Origin of the sequence: Streptomyces sp. NPDC005263 (assembly GCF_042872365.1) — a bacterium.
Classification (GTDB): domain Bacteria; phylum Actinomycetota; class Actinomycetes; order Streptomycetales; family Streptomycetaceae; genus Streptomyces.
Genome location: NZ_JBIAKJ010000001.1, coordinates 1168734 through 1186958, shown reverse-complemented (window position 1 = coordinate 1186958; position 18225 = coordinate 1168734). Strand labels below are relative to the sequence as shown.

The window sequence follows — 18225 nt, the reverse complement described above, 5'->3', positions numbered from 1 at the left end:
CGGTACGCTCAGCCCGTGATGGAGCGCTGGAAGCAGCACGTGTCCCGTCATCCCCTCGTCGGCGCGCTGGAGTTGACGCTCGCCTGGCACGTGGTGCTGGTGCTGTGCGCCAAGGTGGTCCTGCCGCCGCTGGCCCCGTCCTGGTTCCCGGATCTCGGGGCCGCGCTGGTCAACGCGGTCTGCACCGCGGGCGCCTGCTTCGTGCTGTGGCGCTGGGGGTGGCTGCGCGTGTCCGGGGTCGCCTCCCTGGGCAGGCCGCGGCGCTGGTGGCTGGCGGCGCCCATGCTCCTGGTCGCCGGCGCGTACGCCCTCGCGGGCCTCACCGGCACCCCGACCGTCCTGGTCGGTTCCCTCGTCTCACTGCTGTGGGTGGGGATCAACGAGGAGGTGTACAGCCGCGGCCTGGTGCAACAGGCACTCACCCCGCTCGGCCCGCTGCGCGCCGCGGTCGGTGTGGGTGTCCTGTTCGGCGCCGGGCACCTGCAGAACCATCTGTTCTTCGGGGCGCCGCTGGGCGACACCCTGTGGCAGATGCTGTCGGCCGGGTTGTTCGGCTTCACCTGCGCCGCTCTGCGCTGGGCGATCGGGTCGGTGTGGCCGATGGTCGTCGTGCACGCGCTTGACGACTTCTTCCAGATCCGCTCCCCGGGCGCGGCTCCCGACTGGTGGCAGGTGTGCGTCTACGTCCTGCACGCCGGGTACGGAGTGTGGTTGCTGCGCCGGTACGGCACGGTGGGGGGCCCGATCGTCGACCGTGCTCCCGCACCGGAGCCCGACGGGAGCATGCCGCGGTGACCGGGCCCGCCGACCTCAGCCGGCCGGCGCCGGCTAGGGCACGTTGCGAAAGTCCCGCCTGCCGAGCGACGCCTGGCAACACGCCCTAGTCGTACGCGTAGAACCCGCGACCGCTCTTGCGCCCGAGGTGGCCGGCGGCGACCATGCGGCGCAACAGGGCGGGCGGCGCGTAGAGCGGCTCCTTGAACTCCTCGTACATGGACTCGGCGACGGCCTGGGCGGTGTCCAGGCCGATGAGGTCGAGCAGGCGGAGCGGGCCCATGGGGTGGGCACAGCCGAGTTCCATGCCCTGGTCGATGTCGTCGGGGCGCGCGGCGCCGGACTCCACCATGCGGACCGCGCTGAGCAGGTAGGGCACCAGGAGGGCGTTGACCACGAAGCCGGAGCGGTCGGGTGCCTGGATGGGCTGCTTGCCGAGCGCCGCGGCCAGGGCGCGGGTGCGTTCGATCGTGTCCGGGCTGGTGGTGAGGGCGGGGATCAGCTCGACCAGGTGCTGCACGGGCACGGGGTTGAAGAAGTGCATGCCGATGACCTGGCCCGGCCGTCCGGTCACCACGGCGAGGTCGACGATGGGGATCGACGACGTGTTGGTGGCCAGGACCGCCGCCGGGTCCTCCAGCGTCTTGTCCAGCTTCTGCAGGATGTCGGTCTTGATGTCGCGGTTCTCGGCGACGGCCTCGATGACGAACTGACGGTCGGCGAGGTCGCTGAGATCGTGGGTGAAGGAGAGCCGGGCGAGGGCCTGTTCGCGGTGCTCCTCGCCGAGTTTGCCGCGTCCCACCGCCCGGTCGAGGGAGGCGGTGATACGGCGGCGGCCTGCCTCGACCGCGTCGGGGGTGGCTTCGGCGACGCGGACGTCGATGCCGCTGCGGGCGGCGACCTCGGCGATGCCGGAGCCCATGAGGCCGCAGCCGACGACGCCGAGACGGGTGACGGGATCCATCTGTTGTCCTGTTCGTTGGGTCAGACGTTACGGCGGTACTGGCCGCCGACCTCGAAGAACGCGTCGGTGATCTGCTGCAGGGAGCAGACCCGGGCGGCGTCCATCAGGACGGCGAAGACGTTGCCGCCTTCCATCGCCGCGTGCCTGAGGGCGGTGAGGGCGACGTGGGCCGGCTCGTGGTGGGAGGCCTGGTAGCTGCGCACCCGATCCAGCTGGGACTGCTTCTCGTCCTCGGTGGCGCGTGCGAGTTCGATGGCGCCCGGTTCGGCGGTGTCGGCGTGCGGGTTGCGGAAGGTGTTGACGCCGATGATGGGCAGGGTGCCGTCGTGCTTGCGCTGCTCGTAGAGCATCGACTCGTCCTGGATGCGGCCCCTCTGGTAGCCGGTCTCCATCGCGCCGAGCACGCCGCCGCGTTCGCTGATCCGCTCGAACTCCTGCAGGACCGCCTCTTCGACCAGGTCGGTGAGCTCGTCGATGATGAACGACCCCTGGAGGGGGTTCTCGTTCATCGCGAGGCCCCACTCCCGGTTGATGATCAGCTGGATGGCCAGGGCCCGTCGGACGGAGTCCTCGGTGGGGGTGGTGACCGCCTCGTCGTAGGCGTTGGTGTGCAGGCTGTTGCAGTTGTCGTAGATGGCGATGAGCGCCTGGAGAGTGGTGCGGATGTCGTTGAAGTCCATCTCCTGCGCGTGCAGGGAGCGTCCGGAGGTCTGGACGTGGTACTTCAGCTTCTGGGAACGCTCACCCGCGCCGTACTTCTCTTTCATCGCGACGGCCCAGATGCGGCGGGCGACGCGGCCGAGGACGGAGTACTCGGGATCCATGCCGTTGGAGAAGAAGAACGACAGGTTGGGCGCGAAGTCGTCGATGCGCATGCCCCGGGCCAGGTACGCCTCCACATAGGTGAAGCCGTTGGCCAGGGTGAAGGCGAGCTGGCTGATGGGGTTCGCGCCGGCTTCGGCGATGTGGTAGCCGGAGATGGACACCGAGTAGAAGTTGCGGACCTTGTTCTCGATGAACCACTCCTGGATGTCCGCCATCATCCGCAGCGAGAACTCGGTGGAGAACAGGCAGGTGTTCTGGCCCTGGTCCTCCTTGAGGATGTCGGCCTGCACGGTGCCCCGCACGTTCGCCAGCGCGTGCGCGCGCAGGTCGGCCGCCTCCTCGGGTGAGGGGTCACGGCCCTCGACGGCCCGGAAGCGGTCGCTCTGCTGGTCGACGACGGTGTTGAGGAAGAACGCCAGGATGGTCGGCGCGGGCCCGTTGATCGTCATGGAGACCGAGGTCGTCGGCGCGACCAGGTCGAAGCCGTCGTAGAGCGTCTTCATGTCGTCGAGGGTGGCCACCGAGACGCCGGAGGTGCCGACCTTGCCGTAGATGTCGGGGCGTTCGTCCGGGTCGCGGCCGTAGAGGGTGACGGAGTCGAAGGCGGTGGACAGGCGGGTGGCCGGCTGGCCCTCGGAGAGCAGCTTGAAGCGTCGGTTGGTGCGGAACGGGTCGCCCTCGCCGGCGAACATCCGCGCCGGGTCCTCACCGTCGCGCTTGAAGGGGAACACCCCCGCGGTGAAGGGGAAGTAGCCGGGCAGGTTCTCCCGGCGCCAGAACCCCACCAGCTCCCCGTGGTCGGTGAAGCGGGGCAGCGCGACGCGGGGGATCTTGTTGCCGGAGAGGGACTCGCGGGTCAGCTTGGTGCGGATCTCCTTGTCGCGGACCTTCACGACCTGCTCGTCACCGGAGTAGGCGGCGACGACGGACGGCCACGTCTCGATCTGCTCGACGATGTCGGGCGGGAGCTGCCTGCGGGCGTTGTCGAGCAGCGACTGCACGTTCCCGGGGTCGGAGCCGGCGTCGACGAGCTCACCCCTGACCGTCTCCAGGCGCTGCACCCGCCGGGCCGCCTCGGCCAGGCGGCCGGTCTCGGTGTGGTAGGCGCGGACGGTGTCGGTGATCTCGGCGAGGTAGCGCACCCGGTCCGCCGGCACCACCTGTCGGATGCCGGAGGAATGGCGCACGTCGACCGGCGCCAGCGCGCCCTCCGACAGGGGCAGCCCCTTCTCGGCGAGCACCGTCTTCAGGTGCTGGTGCAGGGCGGTGACGCCGTCGTCGTTGAAGGTCGCCGCCGACGTGCCGTACACCGGCATGTCCTCGGGCCGCATGCCGAACGCCTCACGGTTGCGGACCAGTTGACGGCCGACGTCGCGCATCGCGTCCTTGGCGCCGCGCCGCTCGAACTTGTTGATCGCCACCACGTCGGCGAAGTCGAGCATGTCGATCTTCTCCAGCTGCGAGGCGGCACCGAACTCCGGCGTCATCACATACAGCGAGGTGTCGACGAACGGCACGATCGCCGCGTCGCCCTGGCCGATGCCCGGCGTCTCCACGATCACCAGGTCGAACCCGGCGGCCTTCACGACGTCGATCACGTCGGACAGGTGCTCGGGCAGCTCGCGGCTGCCGCGGGTGGCCAGGCTCCGGAAGAAGACCCGGCTCCCGTCGAGGGAGTTCATCCGGATCCGGTCACCGAGCAGCGCCCCGCCGCCACGGCGCCGGGTCGGGTCGACCGCGATCACCGCGATCCGCAGCTTGTCCTGCTGGTCCACACGCAAGCGGCGCACCAATTCGTCGGTCAGCGACGACTTCCCCGACCCTCCGGTGCCGGTGATGCCGAGGACCGGAACCGGCCGGGCCGGGGCACCGAGGTCCGCCAGGAACCGTGGCGGCAGCTTGCCGAGTTCGGCGCCGGTGATGGCGCGGGCGACCGCGAACCGGTCACCGGCCAGCACGGCGGCCGGGTCGGCGGGCTTGCCGTCCCACAGGTCGAAGTCACAGTCCCGCACGACCGAGTTGACCATCCCCGCGAGGCCCAGCCGCTGCCCGTCCTCGGGAGAGAAGATGGTCACCCCGCTCCCGCGCAGCCGGGTGATCTCCTCGGGCACGATCACGCCGCCGCCACCGCCCACCACACGGACGTGGTCCGCTCCCTGGGCGCGCAAAGACTCGACCAGGTACTCGAAGTACTCGACATGTCCGCCCTGGTAGGAGGAGACCGCCACACCGTGGGCGTCCTCCTCCAGCGCCGCGTCCACGACCTCCCGCACCGACCGGTTGTGTCCCAGGTGGATCACCTCGGCGCCCTGGGACTGGAAGATCCGTCGCATGATGTTGATCGACGCGTCGTGCCCGTCGAACAGGGCGGACGCGGTGACCAGGCGGACAGGATGCACGGGGCGGTGCAGGTCGCTCATCGGGGCCTTCCCGGACAGATCGGGGGAGCTCTGGCTGAAGAAATAGTAGGACGTCCTAGTAAATGACAGAAGGCGATGACCGTGTGACCAGAAGCACAGAGGTGGGGTGCGGTGGGGCGACGTGAGGCGCCTGCGGAAGGAGCTTGGTCGGTCAGCGTGCCATCAGGGCTTTGGCTGAGAAAAACGCGTGGACGCCGTCGCCGCCGTCGCAGGACACTGCGGTTTCGACGCATATGGCGGGGTGCCGTACGAGATCACGGAGTGAGGATGGGATCGTCGGAATCGCGCGAGGCCCCTTGGGGCAGGACCAGGGCCAGGGGCTCCGTGCTCCTCGCACTTCGTTACTACGGACGGGAGCTGGTCAGGCTCCGGTGGCTGACGGTGCCCGCGATGCTGTCGTGCGCGCTGGGCAACATCGGCCTCAACTACATCGCACCGCTGATCGTCGCGAAGCTCGTCGGCAACATCGCCGACGACCCCGGTATCGCCGTCGGTACCACGCTGCCCTACGTCCTCGGCTTCGCCGGTGTCCTGCTGCTCGCGGAGGCGATGTGGCGCGTCGGCCTGCACTGCATGAACCGTCTTGACGCCCGCGGGATCGAGCACCTGTACGTGATCGGCATGGACGAGCTGTTCGCCAAGGACGCCGCGTTCTTCCACGACAACTTCGCCGGGTCGCTGACCAAGCGGGTCCTGAGCTTCGCCTCCCGCTTCGAGGATTTCGTCGACACCTTGACGTTCCAGGTGGTGGGCAGCTTCGTGCCGTTGGCGTTCGGGTCGGTGGTGCTGTGGCGCTATGAACCGCTGCTCGTGGCCGGGCTGCTGGTGATGATCGCGCTGACCGCGGTGTGCGTGGTGCCCCTGATCCGCCGCCGCCAGGCGCTCGTCGACCGGCGCGAGGAGGCGATCGCCCGGGTGTCGGGCCATGTCGCGGACAGCCTGATGAACATGGACACCGTCCGGGCGTTCGCCGCCGAGGAACGCGAGGCCGCGGAGCATCGGTCCCGGGTCGCCGTGTCGCGGCGGCTCACGCTGAGGTCGTGGGACTACGGCAACCTGCGCATCGACACGCTGGTCGCGCCGATGTCCGTACTGACCAACGTGCTGGGACTGCTGCTCGCGGTCGCGCTCGGCGGGGGCAGGCTCGGTGTCGAGGCGGTGGTGGTGGCCTTCACGTACTACACCAACGCGACGCGGATCATGTTCGAGTTCAACCAGATCTACCGTCGGCTGGAGAGCTCGATGACGGAGGCCGCGCAGTTCACCGAGCTGCTGCTGACCCCGCCGACCGTGCTCGACCCGGCGTCGCCGGAGCCGCTCGGGCCCGGGGCCGCCGACGTCCGCTTCGATAAGGTGCAGTTCGCCCACGCGGGAGCGGAGCCGCTCTTCCAGGGCCTCGACCTGGCGGTGCCCAGCGGGGCGAGGATCGGTCTCGTCGGCCGGTCGGGCGGCGGCAAGACCACGCTCAGCCGGCTGTTACTCCGGATGACGGACATCGACGGGGGCCGGATCCTGATCGGGGGCCAGGACATCAGCAGGCTGCGCCAGGCAGACCTGCGCAGCCTGATCGCCTACGTGCCGCAGGACCCGGCGATGTTCCACCGCACCCTGCGGGAGAACATCGCGTTCGCCCGACCGGACGCCACCGACGCGGAGATCCGCCGCGCGGCCGAGGCGGCACACGTCACGGAGTTCGCCGACGCGCTGCCCGAGGGCTTCGACACCATGGTGGGGGAGCGGGGCATCAAGCTGTCCGGCGGGCAGCGTCAGCGCGTCGCACTCGCCCGGGCGATCCTGCGTGACGCGCCGATCCTGCTGCTCGACGAGGCGACCAGCGCCCTGGACTCCGAGAGCGAGATCCTCGTCCAGGAGGCGCTGTGGCGGCTCATGGAGGGGCGGACGGCACTGGTGGTGGCGCACAGGTTGAGCACCGTCGCCGGCATGGACCGACTCGTCGTCCTCGACCGCGGACGGATCGTCGAGCAGGGCACCCACCAGGAGCTGCTCGCCGCGGACGGCGCCTACGCGAAGCTCTGGGAGCACCAGTCGGGCGGTTTCCTCGACGACGTCCCCGCGCGGGCCGACCGGTGATGAACACGAGGCCGGCGGGGCCTTGGGCCGTACCCGGCTCAGCCCTGATGGCTCTGATAACCCCGTAGCTTCCGATACAGCGTGGCGCGGGCGATACCCAGTGCCGTCGCCGTCCGAGCCTTGTTGCCGCCGTGGCGGTGCAGGGCCTCCAGGATGGCGGCGCGCTCGGCGTGTTCCATCGGGCTGAGGCGCCGGGCCGCGGGTCCCTCCCGTACGGAGTCCGGCAGCTCGGCGCGCCGGACGGGGCCCGTCGTGCTCCGGGTCTCGGCCAACGCCCGTACCACGCGGGAGAGTTCGGTGAGGTTGCCGGGCCACGGATGCCGTTCCAGAGCGCGCAGCGCGTCCAGCGTCCAGGTCAGCGGGGGACGTCCCGGCGCGGGCGGGGGAGCCAGGGCCGCGAGCAGGTCCCGGATGTCCTCCGTCCGCTCGCGCAGTGCGGGCAGGGTGACCGAGCGGGCGGCGAGGGTGTCCAGGAACCGTTGCAGGCACGGGCCGGGAGGCGGGCCGGGGGTGTAGGTGACGACGAGGGGTGCGCCCGGATGTGCTTCCAGCAGCGAGTTGAGGGCTGCCGTGTCGGGCGGCGTGAGACGCTCGACGTGACGGACCAGGAGGGGGCGGCCGCCCTCCGTCAACTCGCCCAGTTCCGACCGTATTTCGGATTCCGCCGCGTCCACGACCGACGGGTTCGTGACGAGTTTCCGGGCGAGCGAGATCTTCCCGGTGCCGCGCTCGCCGACGAGCAGCAGAGGTTCGGGGGACCGGGCCAGCTCCATCGCCCGGCCGACCGCGTGCCGCCAGGGCAGGGACCGGCCGACGAGCCCCACGACAGCCGGCCCGGCCGCCGCCACCGGCTGCCCCGCCGCCTCCACCGTCTGCCCCGCCGCCTCCAGCACGGCCACCGCACCGACGACCGAGCCGAGGTGCGGCACGGGGGTGACGGTCGCGAAACCCCCGGAGCCGTCCGCGAACGGGAAGCGGCAGGAGGCCGCCGCACCGCCCGTGGACCCGCGAGACCCCCAGGCCGCCCCGGTCTCGGTCCCCGCCCCCGGTCTCGCCCAGTGGTCCGGGTTTCTCAGCAGGTCGATGGTCCGCCGCTCAAGTTCCTCCAGCGCCTCGGGTGACAGCAGTCGCCCCGCGGCCTCGCTGACCAGACGGCTGCGTCCGTCGAGGGCGACGACCGCGCGCCCTCGCTCCCCGGCGGCCCGCAGATACGCGTCCAGCAGCACCCGCTCCGCCGCCTGGGACCCCGCGAGGAGTTCCGCCTCCACGGCGATCGCCGCGGCCTCGGCGAGCGGAGCCCCCGGATGCGGCCCGCACTCGGCGCACAGCCTGGAGGCCACCGTCACCGTGCCCAGGGCCTGTCCGTTGCCCGGCGCCCGCACGGGCACGCTGACCGCACAGATGTCCTGCCACAGATCGAGGAAGTGCTCGGGGCCGTGCACCTCGGCGCGGCGGCCGGTGCGCAGGGCGTGGGCCGCGCTGTTGTTGCCGACCACCTGCTCGGACAGGTCCAGGTGACGCAGGTCGACCGGCGCGAACCCGGTCGACCACCGCACCCGCAGCCGCTCGTCGGTGAGAACGAGCGACGCCCGCCCGCTGTCGAGGGCCGGGGCGATCCGTTCCAGCACGGGCCGGACCGCCGCCAGCGGAGAGGACGGAGCCGGTCGTACGGAATGCCGCGGTGCGGGATCCCGTACATCGTGCCGTACGCCGAGGAACCGGGCGCGCCGCCATGCGGCGGCGATGTCCTCCGGCACGTCGTCCGGCAGTCGACGTCCCATCAGGAACTGCCGGCGGGCCTCGCGCAGCGTAGCGAGCGCGGGGCGGGCGGAGGGATGCTCTGCGGTGGTCACGGCGTCGCTCACCCTACCGGTAGCGATTGAATGCGCAACAAACTGTGGCATGTCCCATCTGGTGTCTCTTATTGAGACACCCGGACTTCCGCGTTCCCGTACATGATCTTGAACAGTCGGCGCCTGTTCTCATTCCCTGGAGCGTTCCCCGTGCACACCGTCGAGCCCGATGTCGAGACCGACGTACTCATCGTCGGCAGTGGCCCCGCGGGCGCCTTGGCAGCGCTCGCCCTGAGTACCTACGGCGTACCGAACATCGTCGTCACCCGCTACGCGAGCCTCGCCGACACACCCCGCGCGCACATCACCAACCAGCGCACCATGGAGGTCCTGCGCGACCTCGGCGTGGAGCAGGAGGTCGTCGCCAAGGCCACGCCCCAGCACCTGATGGGCGACACGACCTTCTGCACCAGCCTGGCCGGCGAGGAACTCGGCCGGGTCCGCTCCTGGGGCAACGACCCGCTCGTCCAGGCAGCACACGAACTCGCCAGCCCCACCCGCATGTGCGACATGCCCCAGCACCTCATGGAGCCGGTGCTCGTCGACGCGGCCGTCGCGCGCGGTACGAACCTGCGCTTCAGCACGGTCTACAAGTCCTACGTCCAGGACGCCTCAGGGGTGACGGTCACCGTCGAGGACCGGCTGCGCGGCGACCAGTACACCATCCGTGCCAAGTACCTGATCGGAGCCGACGGCGGCCGCTCGCAGGTCGCCGAGGACGCCGGGCTGCCGATGGGCGGCCAGATGGGGGTGGCCGGCAGCATCAACATCGTCTTCGACGCGGACCTGTCGAAGTACACCGCCCACCGCCCGTCCACCCTGTACTGGGTGCTCGCCCCGGGTGCCACCGTCGGCGGCATCGGCGCCGGCCTGGTGCGCTGCGTCCGGCCCTGGAACGAGTGGATGATCGTCTGGGGGTACGACGTCACCGCGGGCGCCCCCGACCTCACCACCGAGTACGCCGAGTCGATCGTCCGCCAGCTGGTCGGAGACGACGAGATCCCCGTCACCATCAAGTCGTCCTCGGCCTGGACCGTCAACGAGATGTACGCGGAGACCTATTCCAGCGGCCGGGTGTTCTGCGCCGGAGACGCCACCCACCGCCACCCGCCGTCCAACGGCCTCGGCTCCAACACCTCCATCCAGGACTCCTACAACCTGGCCTGGAAGCTCAAGCTCGTCCTCGACGGCACCGCGGCCCCGGAGCTGCTGGACACCTACACCGCCGAACGCGCGCCGATCGGCAGGCAGATCGTCACCCGCGCCAACAAGTCCATCGGCGAGACCGCCCCCGTCTTCGAGGCCCTCGACGGGCTCGCCCCGCAGACGCCCGAGCAGCTGTGGGCCAACATCGACGCGCGTAAGGACGACACCCCCGCGGCTCAGGAGCAGCGAGCGAAGCTGCGCGCGGCGATCGCGTTCAAGGTGTACGAGTTCAACGCGCACGGCGTCGACCTCAACCAGCGGTACGCCTCCGCGGCGGTCGTCCCCGACGGCACGGCCGACCCCGGCTTCGACCGCGATCCCGAGCTGTACCACCAGCCGACCTCCCGCCCCGGCGCCAGGCTCCCGCACGCCTGGATCACCTCGGGTACGCGCACCCTGTCCACGATCGACACCGTCGGAAGGGGCCGCTTCACCCTGATCACGGGCATCGGCGGGGCCAACTGGCTCCGGGCGGCCCGTGCCCAGGACCTGGAGATCGCCTCCGTCGTCATCGGGCCCGGCCAGGAGTACGAGGACCCGTACGGGGACTGGGCGCGCCTGAGTGAGGTGGCCGACGGGGGAGCGCTGCTCGTACGGCCGGACGGGTACGTCGCCTTCCGGCACGCCACGGCGGCCACCACCCCTGAGGACGCCGAGCGGCTGCTGGACGCGGCGGTGCGCCAGATCCTCGGGCATGCCTGACGGCAACCACGGGAAGCAGCCCCTGGAACAGCCGCGGCCCCGCAGGTGGGCGGCCCGCGAACCCAATGACCCACAAAGCCGCCGATCCACACACCCGCCGCTCCACAAATTCACAGACTCACCGACTCACTGACTCACCGACTCACTGACTCACGAAAACCGAAAGGTGAACACCATGCCCCTCGGACTGCTCCGGCGGCGCCTCAATCGTGCCCCCGGAGGCGCCGCGGGCCTCACGGTTCCCGTCCCGGCCGGTGCGGGTGCCGCCGTCATCGAGGTCCTGGACCCGCTGAACGAACCCATGGGCGCCGCCGAGGTGACGGTGACGGAACTCCGTAACCACCGGGTCGCGGCGCGCGGTGCCACGGATCCGTACGGCTTCTTCATGGCGGTCCTGCCCCCGGGCAGCTACAGCCTGCTGATCGTGGCCGAGGGGCTGGAACCGCACCGCGAGACCTTCGACATCGTCGCGGACGCCGGTCCCTCCCCGCGGCGCGTGTGGCTCCAGTCAGCCCGGCAACTCGAACTCCCGGTTCCCGGGACCTGGCTCTTCGACCCGCCGCACACGGCGATCCGCTTCGTCGCCAAACACGTCGGCATGGCTCATGTGCACGGCCGTTTCGAACGTTTCCAGGGCGGCCTGCAGATCGCCCAGGACATGACCCAGTCCCGTGTCCAGGTGCGCATCGACGCGTCCAGCATCACCACGGGCAACAACACCCGGGACACACACCTGCGTTCCGCCGACTTCCTCGACGTCGACCGCTACCCGTACATCGACTTCGTCAGCACCCGCTTCGCCTACCGGGGCGGCACCAAGTGGTCGCTGCAGGGCGGCCTCACCATGCACGGCGTGAGCCGCTCGGTCTCGCTGGACACCACGTACCTGGGCATGGTCAACGGCGGCTACGGCGAGGAACTGCGCTGCGCGGCCCTGGCCAAGGCGGAGCTGCACCGCGAGGACTACACCCTCAACTGGCGGACGATGCTGGCCCGCGGCATCGCGGTGGTCGGTCCGACGGTGCAGCTGGAGCTGGACGTCCAGGCGATGTACCGCACCCACGACACGCCGACACCGCCGGAGTAGCGGCCCGCAGGGCGGTGCCCGCCCACTGGACGCCCCCTTGACGCCGACTCGCTGCGGATCGACACTCGGAAAGGAATCCTAGTGAACAGGTAGGGAATCATGGGGCGTCTTGAGGCGGTGTCCGGCCGGGTGAGCCGTACGTCTCGACCGTCCCCTCTTCTGACCTCCCGCCGGCACATCGATCTGCAGCGGGTCCGCAGCGCGATCAGCGCCCCGGGCTGAGCCGCCCCACCCCGCGCGCCCGCCGCACCCCGGTGCCCCCACCGGCCGTCGCGCCCGGGTGGACAGCGGCCGGCCACGGCCCGACGAACGCTTCCGCCGCGCGTACGTCCGCGCATCACCCCCGGGGAGATCCATGTCCGTCACACCGCTCGCCGCCGCTCCGTCCGCCCAGTGCGCCCCCGCGTTCCGCGGCCGGATCGGCCGGGACGCGCGCAGTGGCCACTACGCTGTGCCCCGCCGCTATCGCCTCCATCTGTCACCTGTCTGCTCCGACGGCCTGCGCATCGCCGTCGTGCACGCTCTCCTCGGTCTCGGCGACGCCTGTCCGGTGACGTGTCTGGACGCCGTGCCCGACAGCCCCGACGGCGGTCACTCCGTGCTGCGTCCGCTGTACGACGCGAGCGCCCACCGGTACACCGGCCCGGCCGTCGGGCCGGTGCTCAGCGACGACTGGTCCGGGCGGATCGTCTCCACCCACGCCCCGGACATCACACGCGACCTGGCCCGGCACTTCGGGGCCGGGCGGCCCGCGCTGTACCCGTGCGGGACGGAGAGCGAGATCGAGGCCGTCGAGCGGATGTGTGCCCGGGACATCAACGAGGCCGCGCAGCGCGCGGGCCGGGCCGGGGCCGACCCGTCCGAGCGGGCGAGGGCGCTCGAGACACTGCTGGCCGCGCTCGGCGTGCTGGAGCGGCGGCTGGCGTTCCAGGACTACCTGATCAGTGACCATCTCACCGTCGCCGACGTCGAGTTGTGGGTCACCCTGGTGCGACTGGACACCGTGCACCGCAACCACCTCGACGCCGCCGCAGTGCATCGCGTCGCCGGACACCACGCCCTGTGGGCCTACGCCCGCCGCCTGGCCGCGCACCCGGCCTTCGGCCCCCTCCTCGACCTCGACGGCATCGCCCGCCGGCACCACGCCCACTGCCGGGGCCTGGAGGCCGCCGGAGCGGCCGTGCAGATCCTCGACTGGGCGGCCCACGTGGCGCGGACCGGGTGACCGTTCAAGGAAGAGGGCTGGTTCCGCACCCAGTACGTCCTTTTGACGTTTCCTCAGCCGCTCACCGCCCCCACGAGGTCGGCCAGGGCCTGCGCGAGGCGGCCGAGACCCGGCCCGGCGGGCCCGCCCGGCTCGCTCATGTACGTGTCCCGGCGGATCTCCACCATCAGCGCGCTCACCCGGGGATCCAGGCCGTAGAACTCGAGCGGCACGTAGGTCCCGCCGAACGGGCTGTCCAGCCCGATCTCGCCGAGCCCCCCGAAGGCCTCCCGGGCAGCGCCCAGCAGGCCTTCGGGGGTGTGGAAGGGGTCGGTGCCCAGACAGACGGGCGGCCGGGGCCCGGCGCCGTGCAACTCGTAGGGGAGCGCCGCGGTCGGATAGGAGTGCACGTCGATGACGACGGCCCGCCCGGTGGCGGCCAGCCGCCCGGCCACGGCGTCGGTCATCGCCCGCGCGTACGGCTCGAAGTACCGCGCGACCAACGGTTCGGGATCGGTGTCCGCGGACCGCAGCGGGGCGCCGTGCGTGGTGCGGGTGTACACGACGCCCATCCCCACCGCGAGCATCTCCTCCCGCTCGTCCGGAAACCGCTCCGGATCGACGACCAGCCGGGACAGCCGGTTGACGAACCGCCAGGGAGCGACGCCGGACAGCCTCGTCGCCGCGGCGGCGAGCTCGGCGGTGTGCGCGTCGACGATGTGGTCGAGTTCCCGCTCCAGTTCCGCGTCACCGAGCAGGATGCCGTCCCGCACATCGGCCGGTATCTCCCGCGAGGAGTGCGGCACATGAAGGATCACCGGCGACTCACCGGCGCCGGGCAGCAGCTCGAAGGACGGTGCGGCGGAGGTCATGGCGCTGCTCCCGGGGACGTGGTCGGCGGTGTGGTGCACGATCAAGGTGCCACAGCGGTGGCAAGCGGGGTCAGGGCGTAAGGACCGCCGCCCTCGCCGGTGTACGCGGCGGCGACGGCAGGCGCTGTGCATACGGCTCCGCCCCGGCCGGCTGGTCGCCGGTCGGGGCGGAGTCACGCGACTGCCCCGGGAGGGGCTCGGCGTCAGCTCAGGGTGGCCAGCGCGTCGTTCCACGTGGTCGACGGGCGCATGACCTTCGCGGCCTTGGCCGGGTCGGGCTGGTAGTAGCCGCCGATGTCGGCCGGCTTGCCCTGGACGGCGTTCAGCTCGTCGACGATCTTCTGCTCGTTCGCCGTGAGGGTCTCGGCGAGCGGCGCGAAGGCCTTCGCCAGGTCCGCGTCGTCGGTCTGCTTCGCCAGCTCCTGCGCCCAGTACAGGGACAGGAAGAAGTGGCTGCCGCGGTTGTCGATGCCGCCGACGCGACGGGTCGGGGACTTGTCCTCGTTGAGGAAGGTCGCCGTGGCGCGGTCGAGGGTGTCGGCGAGGACCTTGGCGCGGGTGTTGCCGGTGGCCGTCGCGAACTGCTCCAGGGACGGGACCAGCGCGAAGAACTCACCGAGCGAGTCCCAGCGCAGGTAGTTCTCCTTGACCAGCTGCTGCACGTGCTTCGGGGCGCTGCCGCCGGCGCCGGTCTCGAACAGACCGCCACCCGCCATCAGCGGGACCACCGACAGCATCTTGGCGCTGGTGCCCAGCTCCAGGATCGGGAACAGGTCGGTCAGGTAGTCACGCAGCACGTTGCCGGTGACGGAGATGGTGTCCTCGCCGCGGCGGATGCGCTCGACCGACAGCTTGGTCGCCTCGACCGGGTTGAGGATCCGGATGTCCAGGCCCTCGGTGTCGTGCTCAGCCAGGTACGCCTGGACCTTGGCGATCAGGTTGGCGTCGTGCGCACGCGTCTCGTCCAGCCAGAACACGGCGGGGCTGCCGGTGGCGCGGGCGCGGGTGACGGCCAGCTTCACCCAGTCCCGGATCGGGGCGTCCTTGGTCTGGCAGGCGCGGAAGATGTCACCGGCGGAGACCGTCTGCTCGATCACCACGTCGCCGGCCTGGTCGACGAGGCGGACCGTGCCGGTGGTGGGGATCTCGAAGGTCTTGTCGTGGCTGCCGTACTCCTCGGCCTTCTGCGCCATCAGACCGACGTTCGGGACCGAACCCATCGTCGACGGGTCGTAGGCGCCGTTGGCGCGGCAGTCGTCGATCACGGCCTGGTAGACACCGGCGTACGAGGAGTCCGGCAGCACCGCGAGGGTGTCGGCCTCCTGGCCGTCCGGGCCCCACATGTGGCCGGAGGTGCGGATCATGGCCGGCATCGACGCGTCGACGATCACGTCGGACGGCACGTGCAGGTTGGTGATGCCCTTGTCGGAGTCGACCATCGCCAGCGCGGGGCCCTCGGCGAGCTCGGCGTCGAAGGAGGCCTTGATCTCGGCGCCCTCGGGCAGAGCCTCCAGGCCCTTGTGGATACCGCCCAGACCGTCGTTCGGGGTCAGGCCGGCCGCGGCCAGCGTCTCGCCGTACTTCGCGAAGGTCTTCGGGAAGAAGGCGCGCACCACGTGACCGAAGACGATCGGGTCGGAGACCTTCATCATCGTGGCCTTGAGGTGCACCGAGAACAGCACATCCTCGGCCTTGGCGCGGGCGATCTGCGCGGTCAGGAACTCACGCAGCGGCGCGACGTGCATGACCGAGGCGTCGACGACCTCGCCGGCGAGGACCGGTACCGACTCGCGCAGCACGGTGGTGGAGCCGTCGTCGCCGACCAGCTCGATGCGCAGCGTGCCCGCCTCGGAGATCACGACGGACTTCTCGGTGGAGCGGAAGTCGTCCACACCCATCGTCGCCACGTTCGTCTTGGACTCGGGGGTCCAGGCGCCCATGCGGTGCGGGTGGCTCTTGGCGTAGTTCTTGACCGACGCGGGGGCGCGACGGTCGGAGTTGCCCTCCCGCAGGACCGGGTTGACCGCGGAGCCCTTGACCTTGTCGTAGCGGGCCTGGATGTCCCGCTCCTCGTCGGTCTTCGGGTCGTCCGGGTAGTTCGGCAGTGCGTAGCCCTGCGCCTGGAGCTCGGCGACCGCGGCCTTCAGCTGCGGGATCGACGCCGAGATGTTCGGCAGCTTGATGATGTTCGCCTCGGGCGTCTTGGCGAGCTCGCCGAGCTCCGCCAGCGCGTCCGGGATCCGCTGGTCCTCGGTGAGGTACTCCGGGAACAACGCGATGATGCGCCCGGCCAGCGAGATGTCCCGCGTCTCCACGGCGACACCCGCCTGCGAGGCGTACGTCCGGACCACCGGCAGGAAGGAATACGTCGCCAGGGCCGGGGCCTCGTCAGTGTGCGTATAGATGATGGTCGAGTCAGTCACCGGGTGCTCCGCTCCACGTCTGCAACATTGCTCGACATCAAGATATCTCGTGACCCACCCGGTCTCGACAGGGGTCCTCGGGTACTTCTGGACACACTCCAGCGAGACGCGACGCATCCGCCGAGGCAACCGAGGGTCCGTTCCCGTGGTCATGCACGGTGATCGCCCTTTGACCGGCGGCCGGACCCGACCACCCGGCCGCCCGAGCGAAAGCGGACCATGAGATATCGCACCAGAGTGACCGCACCGGCCACCGCCCTGATAGGCGTGGCCACGGCGCTGACCGTGGGATCTGCCGCCCAGGCCGCCCCGGCGGCCGCCTCCCCGGGCGCCGAGACCCTCGGCGACCCCGTCTTCCCGAGCCTCGGCAACGACGGATACCGCGTCCGCGCGTACGCCCTCGACCTCGCGTACGACGCCACGACCAGGCTCGTCACCGCCACGGCGACACTGGAGATCCTCACCACCCAGGCCCTGAGCCGGTTCTCCCTGGACGCCCTCGGCCTGGACATCACGTCCGTCCGCGTCGCGGGCAGCGGGGCCGACTTCGAGCAGGTCGGCGAGAAACTGCGGGTCACGCCCGTGCGCGAGCTGCCGGACACGAGCACGGCCACCGTCGTGGTGGCGTACACCGCCGACCCGCGCCGGTCCCTCGCGCACACCGCCTGGGTCCCCACCCCGGACGGTTTCGCCGTCTGCCCCCAGCCGAACTCGGCGCACACCGTCTTCCCCTGCAACGACCACCCGCAGGACAAGGCGGCCTTCACCTTCCGCGTCACCGTGCCCAGCGGCCTGCGCGGGGTCGCGAGCGGCCTCCTCGTCAGTACCGAGACCCTCACCGACGGCCGGACCGCGTACACCTACCGGTCGCGTGAGCCGATGGCCACCGAACTGGTGCAGATCACGGTCGGCGACTACATCGTCAAGGACCGCAAGGGCCCGGGCGGACTGCCCCTGAGGGACGTCGTGCCGACCGCCCGCGCCAGTGCCCTGGAACCGGCGCTCTCCCTCACCGCGGGGCAGCTGAGCTGGATCGAGAGGCGGCTCGGCGCGTTCCCGTTCGAGACGTACGGGCTGCTGCCCTGCAATTCCGACGCCGCGAACGCCTTCGACTTCACGGGACTGGAGACCCAGACCCTCACCCTCTACAAGCCGAACTTCCTGCTCCAGGACGAGTCGAAGATCGGCTCGCACATGATGCACGAGCTGGTCCACTCCTACTTCGGCAACAGCGTCAGCCCCGCCACCTGGGCCGACCTCTGGCTGAACGAGGGCCACGCCGACTTCTACGGGCTGCTCTACCGCTACGAGCGCGGCTGGACCGATTCTCTCGGGCTGACCACCATGGAAGCCCGGATGAAGGACACCTACGCGCGCGGCGACCAGTGGCGAAAAACCTCCGGTCCGGTCGCCTCACCGAACGCGACGAACCTCTTCGACAGCCAGCGCTACCTCGGCGGCGTCCTGGTCCTGTACGCGCTGCGGCAGTTGATCGGCGAGGACGCCTTCGGCTCCGTCGAGCGCGCCTTCCTGGACCGGTACCGCAACTCCGCGGCGACCACGGAGAACTACATCACCCTCGCCTCCGAGGTGTCCGGCCAGGACCTGTCGGGCTTCCTGCGGGACTGGCTGTACGGCACGAAGACCCCGCGGATGCCCGGCCACCCGGACTGGACGGTCACCCCGGCGACCGCGACGCTCGTCGCGCCGAACACCCGGAGGAACGGGCACTACCACGACAACTCGGCCACCCTGTAAAGGCCCGGGCGGGGCGAGGCCCGGGCGGGGCGAGGCCCGGGCGGGG

General features: G+C 70.8%; 12 protein-coding genes. 7 read left to right on the top strand and 5 right to left on the bottom strand.

The genetic code is table 11. The annotated features are described in order from the left end of the window. The first annotated feature begins 18 nt into the window (after positions 1–18). Positions 19–795, top strand: coding sequence for a CPBP family intramembrane glutamic endopeptidase (locus tag ACFYRY_RS05375; RefSeq protein WP_389141102.1), 777 nt, complete (start codon positions 19–21; stop codon positions 793–795). 85 nt (positions 796–880) lie between these two features. Here the strand turns inward: ACFYRY_RS05375 and ACFYRY_RS05370 are convergent, their stop codons facing one another. Together ACFYRY_RS05370 and icmF are read right to left on the bottom strand one after the other, a co-directional pair. Next, positions 881–1738: a 3-hydroxybutyryl-CoA dehydrogenase gene (locus tag ACFYRY_RS05370; protein WP_389140263.1), complete on the bottom strand. Its 858-nt coding sequence runs from the start codon at positions 1736–1738 to the stop codon at positions 881–883. Positions 1739–1758: 20 nt separating this feature from the next. Then, a complete protein-coding gene (icmF, locus tag ACFYRY_RS05365) occupies positions 1759–4983 on the bottom strand; it encodes a fused isobutyryl-CoA mutase/GTPase IcmF (protein WP_389140261.1) in 3225 nt (1074 codons plus the stop codon). 267 nt (positions 4984–5250) lie between these two features. On the opposite strand from icmF, the gene ACFYRY_RS05360 reads away from it, so the two are divergent. Further along, the gene (locus ACFYRY_RS05360; protein ID WP_389140259.1) at positions 5251–7074 is read left to right on the top strand and encodes an ABC transporter ATP-binding protein; all 1824 of its coding nucleotides are present in this window, start codon (positions 5251–5253) and stop codon (positions 7072–7074) included. 38 nt (positions 7075–7112) lie between these two features. Here the strand turns inward: ACFYRY_RS05360 and ACFYRY_RS05355 are convergent, their stop codons facing one another. Continuing rightward, positions 7113–8927 carry a helix-turn-helix domain-containing protein gene (locus ACFYRY_RS05355; protein WP_389140257.1) on the bottom strand — a complete coding sequence of 605 codons (1815 nt, stop codon included), beginning with the start codon at positions 8925–8927 and terminating at the stop codon, positions 7113–7115. 150 nt (positions 8928–9077) lie between these two features. Here ACFYRY_RS05355 and ACFYRY_RS05350 point away from each other — a divergent pair, with 150 nt between their 5' ends. From ACFYRY_RS05350 to ACFYRY_RS05335, 4 genes are all read left to right on the top strand, one after another. Further along, the gene (locus ACFYRY_RS05350) at positions 9078–10835 is read left to right on the top strand and encodes an FAD-dependent oxidoreductase (protein WP_389140255.1); all 1758 of its coding nucleotides are present in this window, start codon (positions 9078–9080) and stop codon (positions 10833–10835) included. 175 nt (positions 10836–11010) lie between these two features. After that, positions 11011–11922: a YceI family protein gene (locus tag ACFYRY_RS05345; RefSeq protein WP_389140253.1), complete on the top strand. Its 912-nt coding sequence runs from the start codon at positions 11011–11013 to the stop codon at positions 11920–11922. A 99-nt stretch (positions 11923–12021) separates the two neighbouring features. After that, positions 12022–12144, top strand: a complete 123-nt coding sequence (locus ACFYRY_RS05340; protein WP_389140251.1) for a putative leader peptide — start codon at positions 12022–12024, stop codon at positions 12142–12144. A gap of 133 nt (positions 12145–12277) precedes the next feature. Next, positions 12278–13147: a glutathione S-transferase C-terminal domain-containing protein gene (locus ACFYRY_RS05335; protein ID WP_389140249.1), complete on the top strand. Its 870-nt coding sequence runs from the start codon at positions 12278–12280 to the stop codon at positions 13145–13147. A 53-nt stretch (positions 13148–13200) separates the two neighbouring features. Here the strand turns inward: ACFYRY_RS05335 and ACFYRY_RS05330 are convergent, their stop codons facing one another. Together ACFYRY_RS05330 and ACFYRY_RS05325 are read right to left on the bottom strand one after the other, a co-directional pair. Then, on the bottom strand, positions 13201–13998 hold the full coding sequence (locus tag ACFYRY_RS05330) for an N-formylglutamate amidohydrolase (protein ID WP_389140247.1): 798 nt from the start codon (positions 13996–13998) through the stop codon (positions 13201–13203). 203 nt (positions 13999–14201) lie between these two features. Then, positions 14202–16421, bottom strand: a complete 2220-nt coding sequence (locus ACFYRY_RS05325; RefSeq protein ID WP_389140245.1) for an NADP-dependent isocitrate dehydrogenase — start codon at positions 16419–16421, stop codon at positions 14202–14204. Between the two features lie 219 nt (positions 16422–16640). On the opposite strand from ACFYRY_RS05325, the gene ACFYRY_RS05320 reads away from it, so the two are divergent. Then, positions 16641–18179 (top strand): M1 family metallopeptidase, encoded by a 1539-nt coding sequence (locus tag ACFYRY_RS05320; protein ID WP_389140243.1) that lies wholly within the window; start codon positions 16641–16643, stop codon positions 18177–18179. Positions 18180–18225 lie beyond the last annotated feature (46 nt).

What these genes read in the sequence shown, in the direction of transcription:
- ACFYRY_RS05345 (WP_389140253.1), top strand. Translation starts at nt 11,011, where the DNA reads ATGCCCCTCGGACTGCTCCGGCGGCGCCTCAATCGTGCCCCCGGAGGC.
- ACFYRY_RS05375 (WP_389141102.1), top strand. Translation starts at nt 19, where the DNA reads ATGGAGCGCTGGAAGCAGCACGTGTCCCGTCATCCCCTCGTCGGCGCG.
- ACFYRY_RS05340 (WP_389140251.1), top strand. Translation starts at nt 12,022, where the DNA reads ATGGGGCGTCTTGAGGCGGTGTCCGGCCGGGTGAGCCGTACGTCTCGA.
- ACFYRY_RS05335 (WP_389140249.1), top strand. Translation starts at nt 12,278, where the DNA reads ATGTCCGTCACACCGCTCGCCGCCGCTCCGTCCGCCCAGTGCGCCCCC.
- icmF (WP_389140261.1), bottom strand. Translation starts at nt 4,983, where the DNA reads ATGAGCGACCTGCACCGCCCCGTGCATCCTGTCCGCCTGGTCACCGCG.
- ACFYRY_RS05330 (WP_389140247.1), bottom strand. Translation starts at nt 13,998, where the DNA reads ATGACCTCCGCCGCACCGTCCTTCGAGCTGCTGCCCGGCGCCGGTGAG.
- ACFYRY_RS05360 (WP_389140259.1), top strand. Translation starts at nt 5,251, where the DNA reads ATGGGATCGTCGGAATCGCGCGAGGCCCCTTGGGGCAGGACCAGGGCC.
- ACFYRY_RS05320 (WP_389140243.1), top strand. Translation starts at nt 16,641, where the DNA reads ATGAGATATCGCACCAGAGTGACCGCACCGGCCACCGCCCTGATAGGC.
- ACFYRY_RS05370 (WP_389140263.1), bottom strand. Translation starts at nt 1,738, where the DNA reads ATGGATCCCGTCACCCGTCTCGGCGTCGTCGGCTGCGGCCTCATGGGC.